Here is a 14,179-nt window from a genome sequence, read left to right as displayed (position 1 = left end):
CTGGAAAGGGCGGGCCGCCGGGCGCTCGTGACGCCGGGAGCGGCTGAAGCGTTAGGAGGGGCCCCTTTACATGCACCAGGCGTTAATAAGGGGCCCTTCCTTACCGGGTCAGACGGGGGTGACGCCGTGCCGGCGCCGGGAGAAGTGCCGCTCCTTGCCGCGCGCGGCGGCGAACCGGCGGACCAGCTCGGCGCGCAGCTCGTGCGGCTCGACGATCGCGTCCACCACCAGCTCGCTGGCGAGGCGCACCACGTCGATGTCGCGCTCGTACTCCTCGCGCTTCGCGGCCACGAACGCGGCCCGCTCGGCCTCGTCGGAGATCGCGGCGATCTTGTTGGCGTAGACCGCGTTGACTGCGGCCTCGGCGCCCATCACCGCGATCTTCGCGGTGGGCAGCGCGATCGTGGCGTCCGGCTCGAAGCCGGGGCCGGCCATCGCGTAGAGGCCCGCGCCGTACGCCTTCCGGACCACCACACAGATCTTCGGTACAGTCGCCTCGGAGATCGCCGTGATCATCTTCGCGCCGTGCCGGATGATGCCCTGCTTCTCCACCGCGCTGCCGACCATGAACCCGGGTACGTCGCTGAGGAACAGCAGCGGCACGTTGAACGCGTCGCAGAGCTGCACGAACCGGGTCGCCTTGTCGGCCGAGTCGACGAAGAGCACGCCGCCCTTGAACATCGAGTTGTTGCCGACCACGCCGACGACCTCGCCGTTCAGCCGGCCGAACCCGATGGTCAGCTCCTTGGCCCACAGCGCCTGGATCTCGAAGAAGCTGCCGGAGTCGAGCAGGCCCTTGACGTACCGGCGCATGTCGAACGCCTGCCGCTCGCTGGCCGGGACCAGCGCGGCCAGGTCGGCCTTCTCCGGCGCGCCCACGGCCTCGGCGGCGGGCGGATCCTGCTTCCAGTTCGACGGCAGGTACGACAGGTACGTCCGCACCACGTCGAGCGCGTCGTTCTCGGTCTTGCAGAGGAAGTGCCCCACGCCGGACTCGGCGCAGTGCACCTTGGCACCGCCCATCGCCTCCAGCGTGGTCTTCTCGCCAGTGACCATCTCGACCATCCGGTCGGAGCCGAGGTACATGCTGGCGTTGCCGTCCACCATGGCGACCACGTCGCAGAACGCCGGGATGTACGCCCCGCCGGCCGCGCTCGGCCCGAACAGCGCGCAGACCTGCGGGATCGAGCCGGAGGCGCGGACCTGGTTCCAGAAGATCTTGCCGGCGCCGCGCCGACCGGGGAACAGGTCGACCTGGTCGGTGATCCGGGCGCCGGCCGAGTCGACCAGGTAGACCATCGGGACGCCGGTGGCGTACGCCCGCTCGATGATCCGGGTGATCTTCTCGACGGTACGCGCGCCCCAGCTGCCGGCCTTGACCGTGGAGTCGTTCGCCATCAGGCAGACCTGCCGGCCGTCGATGGTGGCGGTGCCGGTGACCACGCCGTCGGCGGGCAGCCCGTCGGCCATCGCGTTGGCGTAGAGCCCGTCCTCGACGAAGGAGCCCTCGTCGACCAGGTAGGCCACGCGCTCGCGGGCGAACAGCTTCCCCTTCGCGGCGTTCGCCGCGTGGTACTTGTCCGCACCGCCGGCGCGGGCGCGCTTGCGTAGCTGCTCCAGAGCCTCACCGTCGAGCGTCACGCCGACTCCCGTTGCCACGGCCCCCGCACAGGGCGCCCACCGACCTGAACGATCGTTAGGCTACCCCACCCGCGCCATCCCCGGCACCCCACCACGCCCCCGCACCCCACCCACCCCCGCTCATCTCGGTGAGACGGGGGGGGCGGGAGAGGGCCGGTCAGGCGGGGCGGGGGGTCAGGCGGGTACGGGGGCCGGCTCGGAGGACTCCGGACGGGAGCTTCTTGCCCACCAGGGTCTCGGCCAGTTCGGCGGCCTCGATCAGGGCGTCCAGGTCGATGCCGGTGTCGATGCCCATGTCGTGCAGCATGTGCACCGCCTCCTCGGTGGCCAGGTTGCCGCTGGCACCGGGCGCGTACGGGCAGCCGCCGAGGCCACCGACGCTGGCGTCGAACTCGGTGATCCCCAGTTCCATAGCGGTGAGCATGTTCGCCAGCGCGGTACCCCGGGTGTTGTGGAAGTGCAGCAGCACCGGCAGGTGGGCGTTACGGTCCCGGACCGCCGTGACCAGTTCGCGGACGCGCCGGGGCGTACCCATGCCTGTGGTGTCGCCGAAGGCGACGCGGTCCGCGCCGTCGCGGGCGACGCGGTCGACGATCGCGGCGACCCGGCGGGGGTCCACGTCGCCCTCGTAGGGGCAGCCGAAGCTGGTCGCCACGATCACCTCGGCGGTCGCGTCCGCGCCGTGCAGCAGGTCGATCAGCTCGGCGATGTCGTCCAGCGACTCGTCCGTGGAGCGGTTGACGTTACGGCGGTTGTGCGTGTCGCTGGCCGAGACCACCACCTCGATCTCGGTGAAGCCCGCAGCCAGCGCCCGCTGCGCGCCACGGGTGTTCGGCACCAGGGCGGAGTAACGCACCCCGTCGACCTTCTCCGCCCGCTGCCACACCTCGTCGGCGTCGGCCATCTGCGGGATCGCCTTCGGGTGGACGAAGGAGACGGCCTCGATGCGCCGTACCCCCGTGCGGGACAACGCGTCGAGCAGCCGCACCTTCGCGTCGGTGGGGATGGGCTCCTCGTTCTGGAGGCCGTCGCGGGGACCGACCTCACGGATGCTCACCGAGTCTGGAAGTTCCGCCATCAGATTCACCTCACTGGGTCGAAGGTCAGCGCATCCGGGAGACGATGCCGGTGTCGTAGTCGCCGGAGAGGAACTCCGGGTTCTCCAGCAGCTCGGCGAAGAACGGCAGGTTGCACTTCGGGCCGACGATCTCGAACTGGGCCACCGCCGCCCGCGCCCGCTCGACCGCCTCCTCGCGGGTCGCCCCGGTGAGGATCAGCTTGGCCATCAGGCTGTCGTAGAACGGCGTGACGGTGTTGCCGGCGACGTAGCCGGAGTCGACCCGGATGCCGGTGCCGGACGGCTCGTTCCAGGTGGTGATCGCGCCCGGGCCGGGCATGAAGCGCTTCGGGTCCTCGGCGTTGATCCGCAGCTCGATGGCGTGACCGCGCGGGGTGAGCGCGTCCGGATCGAACGTCGGCGCCAGGCCGGACGCCACCCGCAACTGCTCCTCGACCAGGTCGACGCCGTAGACGTACTCGGTGACCGGGTGCTCGACCTGCAGCCGCGTGTTCATCTCCAGGAAGAAGAACTCCTGCGTCGAAGGATCGAGCAAGCACTCGACGGTCCCGGCGTTGCGGTAGTTGACCGCCTCGCCGGCCCGTACCGCCGCGGCCAGGAACCGCTCGCGCAGCTCGGGCGACACCGCCGGGGACGGCGACTCCTCGACGAGCTTCTGGTTGCGCCGCTGCACCGAGCACTCCCGCTCGCCGAGCGCCACCACCCGGCCGTCGGCCAGGCCGAGGATCTGCACCTCGACGTGGCGCACCCGGGGGAAGTACCGCTCGATCAGCACCGACCCGTCGCCGAACATCCGCTCGGCGAACGCGCGGACCTTGTCGTACTCGGTGCGCAGCGCCGCCTCGTCGGCGGCGACGCCCATGCCCATGCCACCGCCACCGGCGGCGGCCTTGACCATCACCGGGTAGCCGATCTCCGCGGCGGCGGCGACCGCCGCGTCCAGGTCGCTCGCCGGCTCGGTGGTCCCGGGCGCGACCGGCACCCCCGCGGCCGCCATCAGGTTCCGGGCGTTGATCTTGTCGCCCATCGCGCTGATCGCGTCGGCGCCGGGCCCGACCCAGACCAGGCCGGCCCCTTCGACGGTACGGGCGAAGTCCGCGTTCTCGGACAGGAAGCCGTAGCCGGGGTGGATCGCCTCCGCGCCGGTGCTCCGGGCGGCGTCGAGGATCGCCTCGACGTTCCGGTAGCTCTGGGCCGGGTTCGCCGGACCGACGCAGACCGCCTCGTCGGCCTCGGTCACGAACGGCAGCGCGCCGTCGGCCTCCGAGTGCACCGCGATCGTCCGGATCCCGAGCCGCCTACCGGTGCGGATGATCCGCCGCGCGATCTCCCCCCGATTCGCGACCAACAACGATTCGATCATCTTCTGCACGGACGTGACCCCTTCTCGACGCAAAGCCGGGGTCTCTTCTTAACACGCGTTAAGGTACGCGCGGCGTGTCAGGTCGGGTCGGTGGGCGCGAGCAGGGCCGCGAGGGTCGCGCCGCGCAGCAGTTCGGCCCGGCGCCGGCGGTCCACCTCGCCGCCGAGGAACGGCGTCGAGTTCATCAGGCCGAACGCCGCGTGGGCGAGCACCCGGGCCGCGCCGTCGGGCAGGCCGGGATGCAGCGCGGTCAGCACGGTGACCCATTCCTCGACGTACATCCGCTGGAGCCGGCGGATCCGGCGGCGCGGCTCGTCCGGGAGGCGGTCCAGTTCGTGCAGGTGCAACGCGATCACCGCCGGGTTGGCGAGCGCGAAGTCGACGTGGAAGTCGATCAGTGACTCCAGCGCGGCACGCGGGTCACCCGGATGGCCGGCGGCGCGGTCCCGCCCGCCCGCGAGCAAACCCTCGCTCACCGGGATCAATGCGGCGGCGAGCATCGCCTCCTTGCCGGCGAAGTGGTGGTAGAGCGCCGGACCGGTGACACCGGCCGCCGCGCCGATGTCGTCCATCGACACACCGTGGTAGCCGCGCGCCGCGAAGAGGCCGACCGCGATCTCCAGGATCTCGTCCCGCCGGGACCGGCGCCGGGCCGCACCCGCCGCCCCCCGTGCCTGCTGTTCCACCGCCACCGGACCAGCCTAGACCTCGCGTTCGAGCTGGGGCAGCCGCGGTTACCCAACGGTTGCCCCAGCCCGTCGTGTCAGTCCTCCTCGATGCCGTGGTCGGCGCGCACCTTCGCCGCCTCGGCCTCCCGGCCCTGCTCGTCGAGCGCGCGGGCCAGCAGCCAGGCGGCCTGCGTGGCCGGGCGGGAACCGGTGGGCAGCCCGGCGAGGACCGGGCGCAGCAGCCCTTCGGCCTGCTCCGGCCGTCCGTCGCGCAGCAGCAGTTCGCCGGTCAGCACCTCGACCTGCGCCGCCTCGCCGAACGCCTCGATCGACCGCAGGCGCTCCGGCACGCCGTCCACCCGGTCCAGCGCGGCGGTCAGCCGGTCCTCGCCGATCAGCACCCGGGCCACCGCGTCGGCGGCCATCGCCCGCTCGTACGTCACCACCGGCGCCTCGTCGGCCTCGGCCGGGAGCACGGCCGCCGCCTCGTCCACCCGCTCGATCGCGGCGACCGCGGCCGGCAGGTCGCCGGACCAGTGCAGGGCGAGCAGTTCCCGCCGCCGGGCCCGCAGCTCGTCCACCTGGAAACCGGCCAGCCGCCAGGCGGTCGCCGCCGCCGCGAACCGCTGCGCGGCGAGGGCGTCCCGGTCGGCGTCGTAGAGCAGGCCACCGGACTCCTCCAGCACCTGCGCCCGGTGCGGGAGATTGTCCGGCCCGTCCAGGTTCTCGGCCAGCGTGTCGAGCACCGTGAGCGCCAGATCCGTCTCGCCGAGACCGGCGTAGATGCCCGCCAGCATGTGCCGGCAGCGGTCCGCCTCGGCCTGCGCGCCGGCCCGGTCGAGCCCGAGCACCGCCTCCTCGGCCACCTCGGCGGCCTCGGCCAGCCGCCCGGCCACCCGGTACGCCTCGGCCAGCTCCCAGCGCAGCAGCGCGTCGCCGTCCAGCCCCTGCTCGACGCAGAGGGTGACCGCCTCGGCCAGATCCTCCACCGCCTCGCCGGCCCGGTCGGCGGCCATCAGCGCCCGGCCCCGGGTCACCCGCAGCGGCAGGTACGCGCCGGCCGGTGCGACGGACAGCGCCTCGTCGCAGGCGGCCACCGCCTCGGCCGGGTCGTCGGTGGAGCGGGCGTACGCCAGGCTGGCGCCGGTGAGCATCTCGGCGTCGCCCAGCTCACTCGCCAGCCGGCGGGACCGCGCCGCCGCGTCCCGGAACTCCTCGGCCCGCTCCAACTGCTCCAGCACGTGCGTGCGGTGCAGCGCGACCCGTCCGGCCAGCCACGGATCGGCATCCGCCTCCGCCTCGGCCCGGTCGAGCGCGTCGAGCGCCTCCGCCCACTGCTCGCGGTGCACGTGGGCCAGGGCGAGCCGGTCCCAGCCGGCGGCCCGGTCACGCGGCTCACCGTGCTCGGTCAGGTACCCGGCCGACTCCCGTGCCAGGGCCATCCCCTCGTCCGCGCTCTCCTCGACCATGCTGAGCAGCACACCGAGCCGCCCGGCCACGACCTGGGCGCGCAGCGGATCCGGCACCTCTCGCCAGGCGGCCAGCGCCTCCCGGTTGACAGCGATCGCCGCCGGTACGCCGTCGTCGTCCTGGGACAGCTCACCGGCCCGCAGCTCCAGCCGCCAGGCCCGGGTGGTCGCCGGCACGTCCGCGTCGCCGAACCGCTCGTCGTACGCGCGCAACACGGCGACCAGGCCGTCCCGGCGGTTGGTGCGCCAGCACTCCTCGGCCAGCGCGAGCAGCTCGTCCGCACCGGCGTCGGCGGGCACCGTCACCGGCTGCGGAGAGGCCACCGGCGCGTCCGAGCCGGTACGCGGCGCGGGCACCGCCGGGCGGCGCAGGCTCGCGGAGAGCGGCAGGTGCTCACCGACCGGCCCGGCCGACAGCTTGCGGGCGATCAACCCGGACTGGTGCGTGGTGCCGTTGCGCGCGTCGAAGCGCTCGGCCAGCGCCGTCGCCGTACCGGCCAGCTCGTCGGCGAGCGCGCCCACCGGCACGTCGGCGGCCGGTCGCTCGCCGGAGGCGCGGCGGTGCACAGTCAGCTCGGCCGGCACCTGGCGCAGCGCCGCCGAGGCGGCGGCCGCGAAGTGCATCGCGGCGGCCGGGGTGGGTGCCCGGTCCAGCCAGTCGAGATGCCGCTCGACCAGTTCCAGCGCCCGCGCCTCGTTGCCGGTCACGGTGCAGAACTCGACGTGGTCGGCGATGTCCCACAGGTCGGCGAGGTGCCCGCGCACCCGCCGGTACGCCTCCCGGTGCGCGTCCCGCGCCGCGTCGGTGCGGCCGGTCTCGCGGTAGGGCGTGAGCAGCGCGGTGAGGATCCCCTGCGGCTGCTCGCTACAGGTGAGGCGCCCGGCGAGCACCGGCTCGGCCAGCGCCACCGCCTCCTCGTGACGGCCGTGCCGCACCAGGTGCGCGACCTGGGTGGTCGGGTCGCAGCCGGCGCAGTCGGAGAGCGTGTCGCGCGGGGTGGTCATCCACTTGCGGTACCACTGCTCCGCCGCCTCGTCGTCGCCCAGGTGCGCGGCCACCAGGTAGCGGTGCTTGTAGACGGCCTGGAGCGAGTGCCCGGAGTCGCGGTAGCGCCGTTCCATGTCGTCGAGCACCGCGTACGTCCGGTCCAGCGGCAGCTCCGGGAACTTCACCATCGCGTTGACCATGTACTTGAAGAACCACAGCAACTGGTGCGTGTAGCGCTGGTGGTAGGGCTGCGGATCCTTGTCGTACTCGGCCAGGCACCAGGAGAACGTGACGAAGGACTTCGCCGGTTCGCCGCCGTAGACGTACGCGGTGGTGCCGGTGACCCGGGCGGCGAAGGCGAGGTGCCGGTCGTCGCCCGCGTCGGCGCGGCGCAGCAGTTGTTCCAGCGCGGCGATCTGCCCCGGCCCGTACGGCATGGATTCGATCTCGTGGTGCATCCGCCAGAGGTCGTCGTCAGTCACGGATCTCTCCCGGTACGGCCCGGCCGAGCAGGCCGAGGAAGGAACTGTTCAGCAGTGCGGCGTCGGCCGCCCGGATCGGGTGGTGCCCGAGCAGCAGGGCCTGCCCGTAGAGCGCCTCGACGGCCAGCCCGACCAGCTCCGGGTCGGCGAGCGTGGTGACCCGGCGGACCAGCGGGTTGCGGTGGTTGAGCACGAGTTGCGGGCGGTCCGGCGGGGCGGAGGCGGCGAGCGCGTCGAGCACGCCGCCCCACAGCTCGTCGGCCTTGTCCCGGCTGGCGGCGAGCTGGTCGTGGAACGCGGCCGACCGGGACACCAGGTAGAGCGCCGGCAGCGAGACCGGGTCGTACGCGCGGATCACGACCTCGCAGCCGAGCCGTTCCAGAGCCCGCTGCGCGGCGGTGAGGAACGGCCGCAGGGCCAGTTCGGCCGCCGGGTCGAGGATCTCGAACCGGGTGGTCAGGTCGCTCGGCTCCAGCCGCTCGATCAGCACCGACCGGTCCACTGCGGGCAGCCGCTCGATCAGCTCGGTGTCGTACGTGTAGCCGCCGTTGACGACTGCCAGTTCCTGCGCGGCGGCCACGGCGGCGAGCTGGCGGAACTCGTCCAGGCTGGCGGCGTACCGGAGCACGCCGTGCCGCTGCCGGAACTCGGCGAGCGTCATCGTGCCGACGTTGGTGTCCATCGGCCACCACTGGTCGACCAGCCGCAGCATCTCGTCGTCGTGCATCGCGAGCGCCTTGACGCCGAGGTGGTGCACCTGGAGGAACTCGCCGAGCCGGCGCGGGTCGTGCTTGGCGAGGCGGACCAGCCAGCCGCGGATCTGGTCGCCGAGCGCGTCCCGGACGGAGGTGAGAAGGGCATCCTCGTAGAGCGCCTCACGGCTGGCGGTGGGCCGCAGTTCGCTGGCGTCGACCACGCAGTGGGCGAAGAAGGCCCACTCGGGCAGCAGCCCGTCGGCGTGCTCGCTGAGCAGCATCCGCTTGAGGTAGACCCGGTGCCCGGCCCGGGCCGCCGGGTTCACCGCGGCGGGCAGGATGAACGCCACGCCGGTCAGGCCGGCCTCGGGCACCGACAGCGGCACCACGTCGAACGGGGCGAAGCCGAGCAGTTCCTGCGCGTACCGCTGGAGGGCGGCCCGGTCGACAGGCGCCCCGGGCGTGGTCGGCCACGGCGGCGGGCCGGACGTGGTCGGCGTGTCACCGACCCGGACGTCGACCGGCAGCAGGCTGCCGTAGAGGCGGGCCAGTTCGGTGACTGTGGGTACGCCGAGCCACTGGTCGGCGTCGCGCCGGGGCACCAGCGTGACTGTGGTGCCGGGCTCGTCGCGGGCCTGGTCCGGCTCGGCGAGCCGTACCGCGTACCGCCCGTCGGACCAGCCCGTCCAGAGCACGGTGGGCTCGTCGGCGTGCCGGGTGACCACCCGGATCTCGTCCGCGACCAGGAAGCAGGAGAGCAGGCCGATGCCGAACTGGCCGAGGAACTCGTGCCGGGAGAAGCCCAGCTCGTCGCGCTTGGAGCTGCGGCCGATGGTGGCGAGCAGCTCGTGCACCTGCGCCTCGGTCAGGCCGATGCCGGTGTCGTGTACGCGGAGCGTCCCGTCGCCGGTCAGTTCCGGCGGCTCGATGCGGACCCGCGCGGGGGCCTTCGGGTCGGCGGACCGCCGCGCGGTGATCGCGTCGACGGCGTTTTGCAGCAGCTCGCGCACGTAGACCCGCGGGCTGCCGTAGAGGTGATGACTGAGCAGGTCGACCACGCCACGGAGGTCCACCTGGAAGGTGCGGTCCAATCGCGCTCCCGGTTCGGATTTTCGGCGCTCACCGTACCGGTCAGCGCCGACAGTGTCCGTCCCGTTTCACCCCGCCCGTTCCCGCTCGCCTCCCCGCCGATCGTGCACCGTCCGCCCGGCCGAACACGCACAAAGTGGACCCGTCCAGGGCCACAACTGCAAGATCAGTGGGGTGGGGGTTCGAAGCCCGCGAGGCGGGTGGCGATGCGGTGGCGGGCCGGGGGGACGGTGGAGACCAGGCGGAGCAGCAGGTTGCGCAGCGGGCGGAGGGGCGGTGGGGCGGCGGCCAGGCGGGTCAGGCCGGCGGCGAAGCCGAGCACCTCCTCGGCGCGGGGGCGGCGGTCGGCGGCGTACCCGTCGAGGGCCTGCGGACCGGCGGCGAGCGCGTCGCCGAGCGCGACCGCGTCCCGCAGGCCGAGGTTCATGCCCTGCCCACCGGCCGGGCTGTGCACGTGCGCGGCGTCCCCGGCGAGCAGCACCGGCCCGGAACGGTAGGTGCTCGCGATCCGGTGGTGGATCCGGAACCGGGACGCCCACGCCATGCCTGTCACCCGGTCCGGCCGGCGCGCCGGGCCGCGCTCGTCGAGCAGCGCCTGGAAGTGGTGCGCCTGCGGGTCGCGCGGTGCGTCGTCCACGGTGGCGACCAGCCGGACCGTGCCGTCGGGCAGTGGCGCCCAGACCAGCGGGCCCCGGCGGGAGAGGAAGAGGCTCACCTGGTCGCGCGGGAGCGCGCTGTCCACGTGGACGTCGGCGAGCAGGAACGACTCACCGGGGTCGGCCGGGCCGCCGAAACCGATGCCGGCGAGTTCGCGGACCCGGCTGTGCATCCCGTCCGCGCCGACGACCCAGCGCGCCCGGACCGTGCGGCCGCCGTCGAAGCGCGCGAGCGCGCCGTCGCCGTCGAGGTCCAGGCCGGTCATCTCGTACGGCCGCAGCACGCGCCCGCCGAGCGCGGTGAGCCGGTCGGTGAGCACCGCCTCGGTGTCGGCCTGGGAGATCAGCAGCGCGTACGGATAACGCGACGGCAACCTGTCGAAGGGGACGGTGACCAGCACCCGGTCCCGGTCGCGGACACTGAACCGGGCCGAGTGCAGCCCTCGCGCGGCCAGCGGCGCGGCGACCCCGATCCGGTCCAGCACCTCCAGGGTGCCGGCGTGCACGACCGCGGCGCGTGAGGTGACGGGCGGCTCGGCGAGCCGGTCGACGACTGTCGCGGTCACCCCGTGCCGGGCGAGCGTGACCGCCACGGCCAGGCCGGTCGGCCCGGCTCCCACCACGAGGACGTCGGTGCGTACGGGCAGCATCGCTTCCACCTCCGGGTTCGGTCAACAACTGTTTGCCAACATGTGTTGGCTTCACTGTAGAGCCGATGTCAACACGTGTTGGCCTACAGTCGTGGACGTGACCGAACCCGCCACCCGCACCCGCCGCTCCGACGCCACCCGGGCGGCCATCCTGCGCGCCGCCCGGGAACGCTTCGCCGCCGACGGCTACGACCGGGCCACCATCCGGGCCATCGCCGCCGACGCCCGCATCGACCCGTCGATGGTGATGCGCTACTACGGCAGCAAGGAGGGGCTGTTCGCCGCGGCGGCCGAGTTCGACCTGCGCCTGCCCGACCTGACCGAGGTGCCGCCGGACCGGCTCGGCGAGACACTGACCCGGCACTTCGTACGCCGCTGGGAGGCGGACGGGACACTCGTCGCCCTGCTCCGGGCCGCCGCCACCAACCCCGGCGCGGCCGAACGGATGCGCGGGATCTTCGCCGGCCAGCTCGCCGTCGCGGTGGCCCGAACCGGTGCCGACCCGGCGACCGCCGACCGCCGGGCCGGCCTGGTGGCCAGCCAGATCCTCGGGCTCGCGCTCACCCGCTACGTCGTCCGGCTGCCACCCGTGGCAGACCTCGACCCCGAGGAACTGGCCGACTGGGTCGGCCCGACGATTCAGCGCTACCTGACCCAACCTTTACCCCCGTCCCGCGCGTCTGGCCGGTGACGGAGGAGGAGCCGGATGGGGCGTGACGCGGACGACGGACGGGCGGACTACCTCGCCTTCGTCGAGTCGCACCAGCACCGGCTGCTGCGCGCCGCGTACCTGATCTGCGGAAACCGCCACCAGGCCGAGGATCTGCTCCAGGACGCGCTGCTCAAGCTGGCGCTGCGCTGGTCGTCGGTGCGCGACGGCGACCCGGCCGCCTACGTGCGCGCCATCCTCTACCGCGACGCCGTCTCCTGGTGGCGACGGCGGCGACGCGAGTGGCTCAGCGCGTACCCACCCGACCGGCCGGGCAGTGACACCGACGCCGCGCTGCGGCTCACCGTGCGCGCGGCGCTGGACCGGCTGCCGCCCCGCCAGCGGGCCGTGGTGGTGCTGCGTTACTTCGAGGACCTGACCGAGGTCGCCACCGCCGAGGCGCTCGGCGTCACCGTCGGCACCGTCAAGAGCCAGTGCCACGACGCGCTGCGCAAGCTGCGCGACGTCGTACCCGCCCCCGGCACGTCCGGAGACGGCCTGGTGACCGGGATGGAGGCGAACCCGTGAGCGAACCCGAGCTGACCCGGCTGCTGACCCGGGCCGCCGAGGAGATCCGGCCGACCCGGCCCGCCGGGGCCGGATGGGAGCGGGCCGGACGGGTCCGCCGCGCCCGCCGGGCCGCCGGCGCCGCAGCCGTCGCCGTGGTCCTGCTCGGCGGCGGTACGACAGCGCTCCTGCACCGCTCCGGCCCGCCACCGGCGGCACCGCCGAGCCCGACGGTGACGGCGGTGCCGAGCGCGCCTGTGGTGCAGCGGCCCCCGGACCGGCTCGGCGAGGCGGGCGACCCGCTGGGCCGGCTCGGCGACCGGGTGGCCTACCGCCTCTCCGACCGGCCGGTGAGCCGGGCGCTGGCGCTGTACCAGCCGGTCGACCCGGAGACCGGCGACGCCGGCCCGGTCCGGGTTCTGGGTGACGACGGTATGGTCCGCGAACTCGACGTGGTGACGCTCGCGCCCACCCGCGACGCCGAGGGCAACGAGGCCACTCCGCTCAAGCCGGGCAGCCTGTCGCCGGACGGCCGGACCGCCGCGTTCGCGCAGACCGGTGAGGTCGTCGTGGTCGGCCTGACCGACGGCGCGGTCCGCCGCTATCCGCTCACCGGCTACCTGGAACACGTGGTCTGGGCCGGGGACCGGCTGCTGGTCGGGGACAACGACACCACGTACGAGCTGGACCGGCGCACAGGGTCGGCGCGGAAGCTCCCGGTCGACCCGTGGACGCTCGTCGTGCCCGAACCGGCCCGGTCCGGTGACCTGTTCACTGTGGGCGGCTGGTCCGGGGACGGCGGCCTGGCCGTACGCCGGTTCCCCGCCTCCGGTGGCGCGCCGGAGCGACGGCCGGTGACCACCGGGGAGCTTCCCCCTGGTTACCAGCTGAACGAGGTCTACGGGCGGGGCTGGCAGCGCGGCGACCGGATCGGCCAGGCCGGGTGGACCACCACCGCGGGTGCCGCCGGCACGATGAGCGGCGCGGAGGGTGTGGCGGTGCTGGACGCCCGTACCGGGGCGGTGACCCGCCTGCTCGACCTCGGGCGCGAGGACCGGGCCAAGGGGTGCTGCGAGGTGTACGGCTGGACCGCCGACGGCGACCTGCTGTTCCGCTACGACGCCGGGCTGGCCCGGTGGCGGCCGGAGACCGGCACCGTCGACTGGGTGGCGAGCGACGTCCCCGGCCGGCTGTCGATAGCCGCCCGCTGACCAGCCTGGAACGCAGCCGGTCCCGCCGTGGTGACGGCGGGACCGGCCGGGACGCTCAGCGGGTCAGGCCGCCGGGCTGGTCGCCCTTCACGACGGGGGCCCGGACCAGGTTGCCCCACTCGGTCCACGAGCCGTCGTAGTTGCGCACCTGCGGGAACCCGAGCAGGTGGTGCAGCACGAACCAGGTGTGGCTGGACCGCTCGCCGATCCGGCAGTACGCCACCACGTCGTCGGACGGACTCAACCCGAGCTGGTCGGCGTAGACGGCGCGCAGCTCGTCGGCGGACCTGAACGTGCCGTCGTCGTTCGCGGCGGACTTCCACGGCTTGCTCACCGCGCCCGGGATGTGCCCGCCGCGCAGCGCGCCCTCCTGCGGGTAGTCCGGCATGTGCAGCATCTCGCCGGTGTACTCACCGGGCGACCGCACGTCCACCAGCGGCCGACCGGCCGCCACGTGCGCCATGACCTGCTCCCGGTACGCCCGGATCGGCGCGTCGTTGCGCTCCGGCACCGGGTACGAGGCGCGGGGCCGGCCCACCTTGTCCCGGGTCAGCTCGCGTCCCTCGGCGATCCACTTCTGCCGGCCGCCGTCGAGCAGCCGCACGTCCTGGTGACCGAAGAGGGAGAAGACCCAGAGGGCGTACGCGGCCCACCAGTTGAAGTTGTCGCCGTAGAAGACGACTGTGTCGTCCCGCCCGATGCCCTTCGCGGCGCACAGCTCGGCGAAGCTCGCGGCGTCCAGGTAGTCGCGGGTGACCTGGTCGTTGAGTTCGGTGTGCCAGTCGACCTTGACGGCGCCGGGGATGTGGCCGGTGTCGTAGAGGAGCACGTCCTCGTCGGACTCGACCACCACGAGCCCTTCGTCGCCCAGGTGCTCGGCCAGCCACTCGGTGGTGACCAGGCGCTGCGGGTCGGCGTACGACTGGAGGCGGGGATGCGGATCGCTCGGCACAGGCATGATCCCCAAGGTACG

11 protein-coding genes are annotated in these 14,179 nt (G+C 73.6%); 3 read left to right on the top strand and 8 right to left on the bottom strand.

Features of this window, described 5'->3' with window-relative positions:
- Window positions 1-108: 108 nt before the first annotated feature.
- The 7 genes from NMK34_RS00230 to NMK34_RS00200 all read right to left on the bottom strand — a co-directional run bounded on the left by NMK34_RS00230 (window position 109) and on the right by NMK34_RS00200 (window position 10,779).
- Window positions 109-1,641, bottom strand: coding sequence for an acyl-CoA carboxylase subunit beta (locus NMK34_RS00230; protein ID WP_318331737.1), 1,533 nt, complete (start codon window positions 1,639-1,641; stop codon window positions 109-111).
- A 157-nt stretch (window positions 1,642-1,798) separates the two neighbouring features.
- Window positions 1,799-2,719 carry a hydroxymethylglutaryl-CoA lyase gene (locus NMK34_RS00225; protein WP_318331736.1) on the bottom strand — a complete coding sequence of 307 codons (921 nt, stop codon included), beginning with the start codon at window positions 2,717-2,719 and terminating at the stop codon, window positions 1,799-1,801.
- A gap of 25 nt (window positions 2,720-2,744) precedes the next feature.
- Window positions 2,745-4,082, bottom strand: coding sequence for an acetyl/propionyl/methylcrotonyl-CoA carboxylase subunit alpha (locus tag NMK34_RS00220; RefSeq protein WP_318336234.1), 1,338 nt, complete (start codon window positions 4,080-4,082; stop codon window positions 2,745-2,747).
- Between the two features lie 77 nt (window positions 4,083-4,159).
- Entirely contained in the window at window positions 4,160-4,774 is a 615-nt protein-coding gene (locus NMK34_RS00215; protein ID WP_135242640.1) for a TetR/AcrR family transcriptional regulator, read from the bottom strand.
- A 71-nt stretch (window positions 4,775-4,845) separates the two neighbouring features.
- The gene (locus tag NMK34_RS00210; protein ID WP_318331735.1) at window positions 4,846-7,689 is read right to left on the bottom strand and encodes a hypothetical protein; all 2,844 of its coding nucleotides are present in this window, start codon (window positions 7,687-7,689) and stop codon (window positions 4,846-4,848) included.
- The gene (locus tag NMK34_RS00205) at window positions 7,682-9,475 is read right to left on the bottom strand and encodes an HSP90 family protein (protein WP_318331734.1); all 1,794 of its coding nucleotides are present in this window, start codon (window positions 9,473-9,475) and stop codon (window positions 7,682-7,684) included. The genes NMK34_RS00210 and NMK34_RS00205 overlap by 8 nt, the downstream gene beginning before the upstream one ends.
- Window positions 9,476-9,639: 164 nt before the next feature.
- Entirely contained in the window at window positions 9,640-10,779 is a 1,140-nt protein-coding gene (locus tag NMK34_RS00200; RefSeq protein ID WP_318331733.1) for an FAD-dependent monooxygenase, read from the bottom strand.
- Between the two features lie 91 nt (window positions 10,780-10,870).
- Here NMK34_RS00200 and NMK34_RS00195 point away from each other — a divergent pair, with 91 nt between their 5' ends.
- Genes NMK34_RS00195 through NMK34_RS00185 form a run of 3 tightly spaced genes read left to right on the top strand, consistent with a single transcriptional unit; the run spans window position 10,871 to window position 13,206 of the window.
- On the top strand, window positions 10,871-11,470 hold the full coding sequence (locus NMK34_RS00195; RefSeq protein ID WP_318331732.1) for a TetR family transcriptional regulator: 600 nt from the start codon (window positions 10,871-10,873) through the stop codon (window positions 11,468-11,470).
- A gap of 15 nt (window positions 11,471-11,485) precedes the next feature.
- Window positions 11,486-12,016: a SigE family RNA polymerase sigma factor gene (locus tag NMK34_RS00190; RefSeq protein ID WP_318331731.1), complete on the top strand. Its 531-nt coding sequence runs from the start codon at window positions 11,486-11,488 to the stop codon at window positions 12,014-12,016.
- The gene (locus NMK34_RS00185; RefSeq protein WP_318331730.1) at window positions 12,013-13,206 is read left to right on the top strand and encodes a hypothetical protein; all 1,194 of its coding nucleotides are present in this window, start codon (window positions 12,013-12,015) and stop codon (window positions 13,204-13,206) included. Before NMK34_RS00190 ends, NMK34_RS00185 begins: the two co-directional genes overlap by 4 nt.
- Window positions 13,207-13,261: 55 nt before the next feature.
- Here the strand turns inward: NMK34_RS00185 and NMK34_RS00180 are convergent, their stop codons facing one another.
- Entirely contained in the window at window positions 13,262-14,164 is a 903-nt protein-coding gene (locus NMK34_RS00180) for a sulfurtransferase (protein ID WP_318331729.1), read from the bottom strand.
- Window positions 14,165-14,179 lie beyond the last annotated feature (15 nt).

The organism is Micromonospora sp. BRA006-A (genome assembly GCF_033433935.1).
Classification (GTDB): Bacteria; Actinomycetota; Actinomycetes; order Mycobacteriales; family Micromonosporaceae; genus Micromonospora; species Micromonospora aurantiaca.
This window is presented reverse-complemented; position numbering and strand designations above follow the sequence as displayed.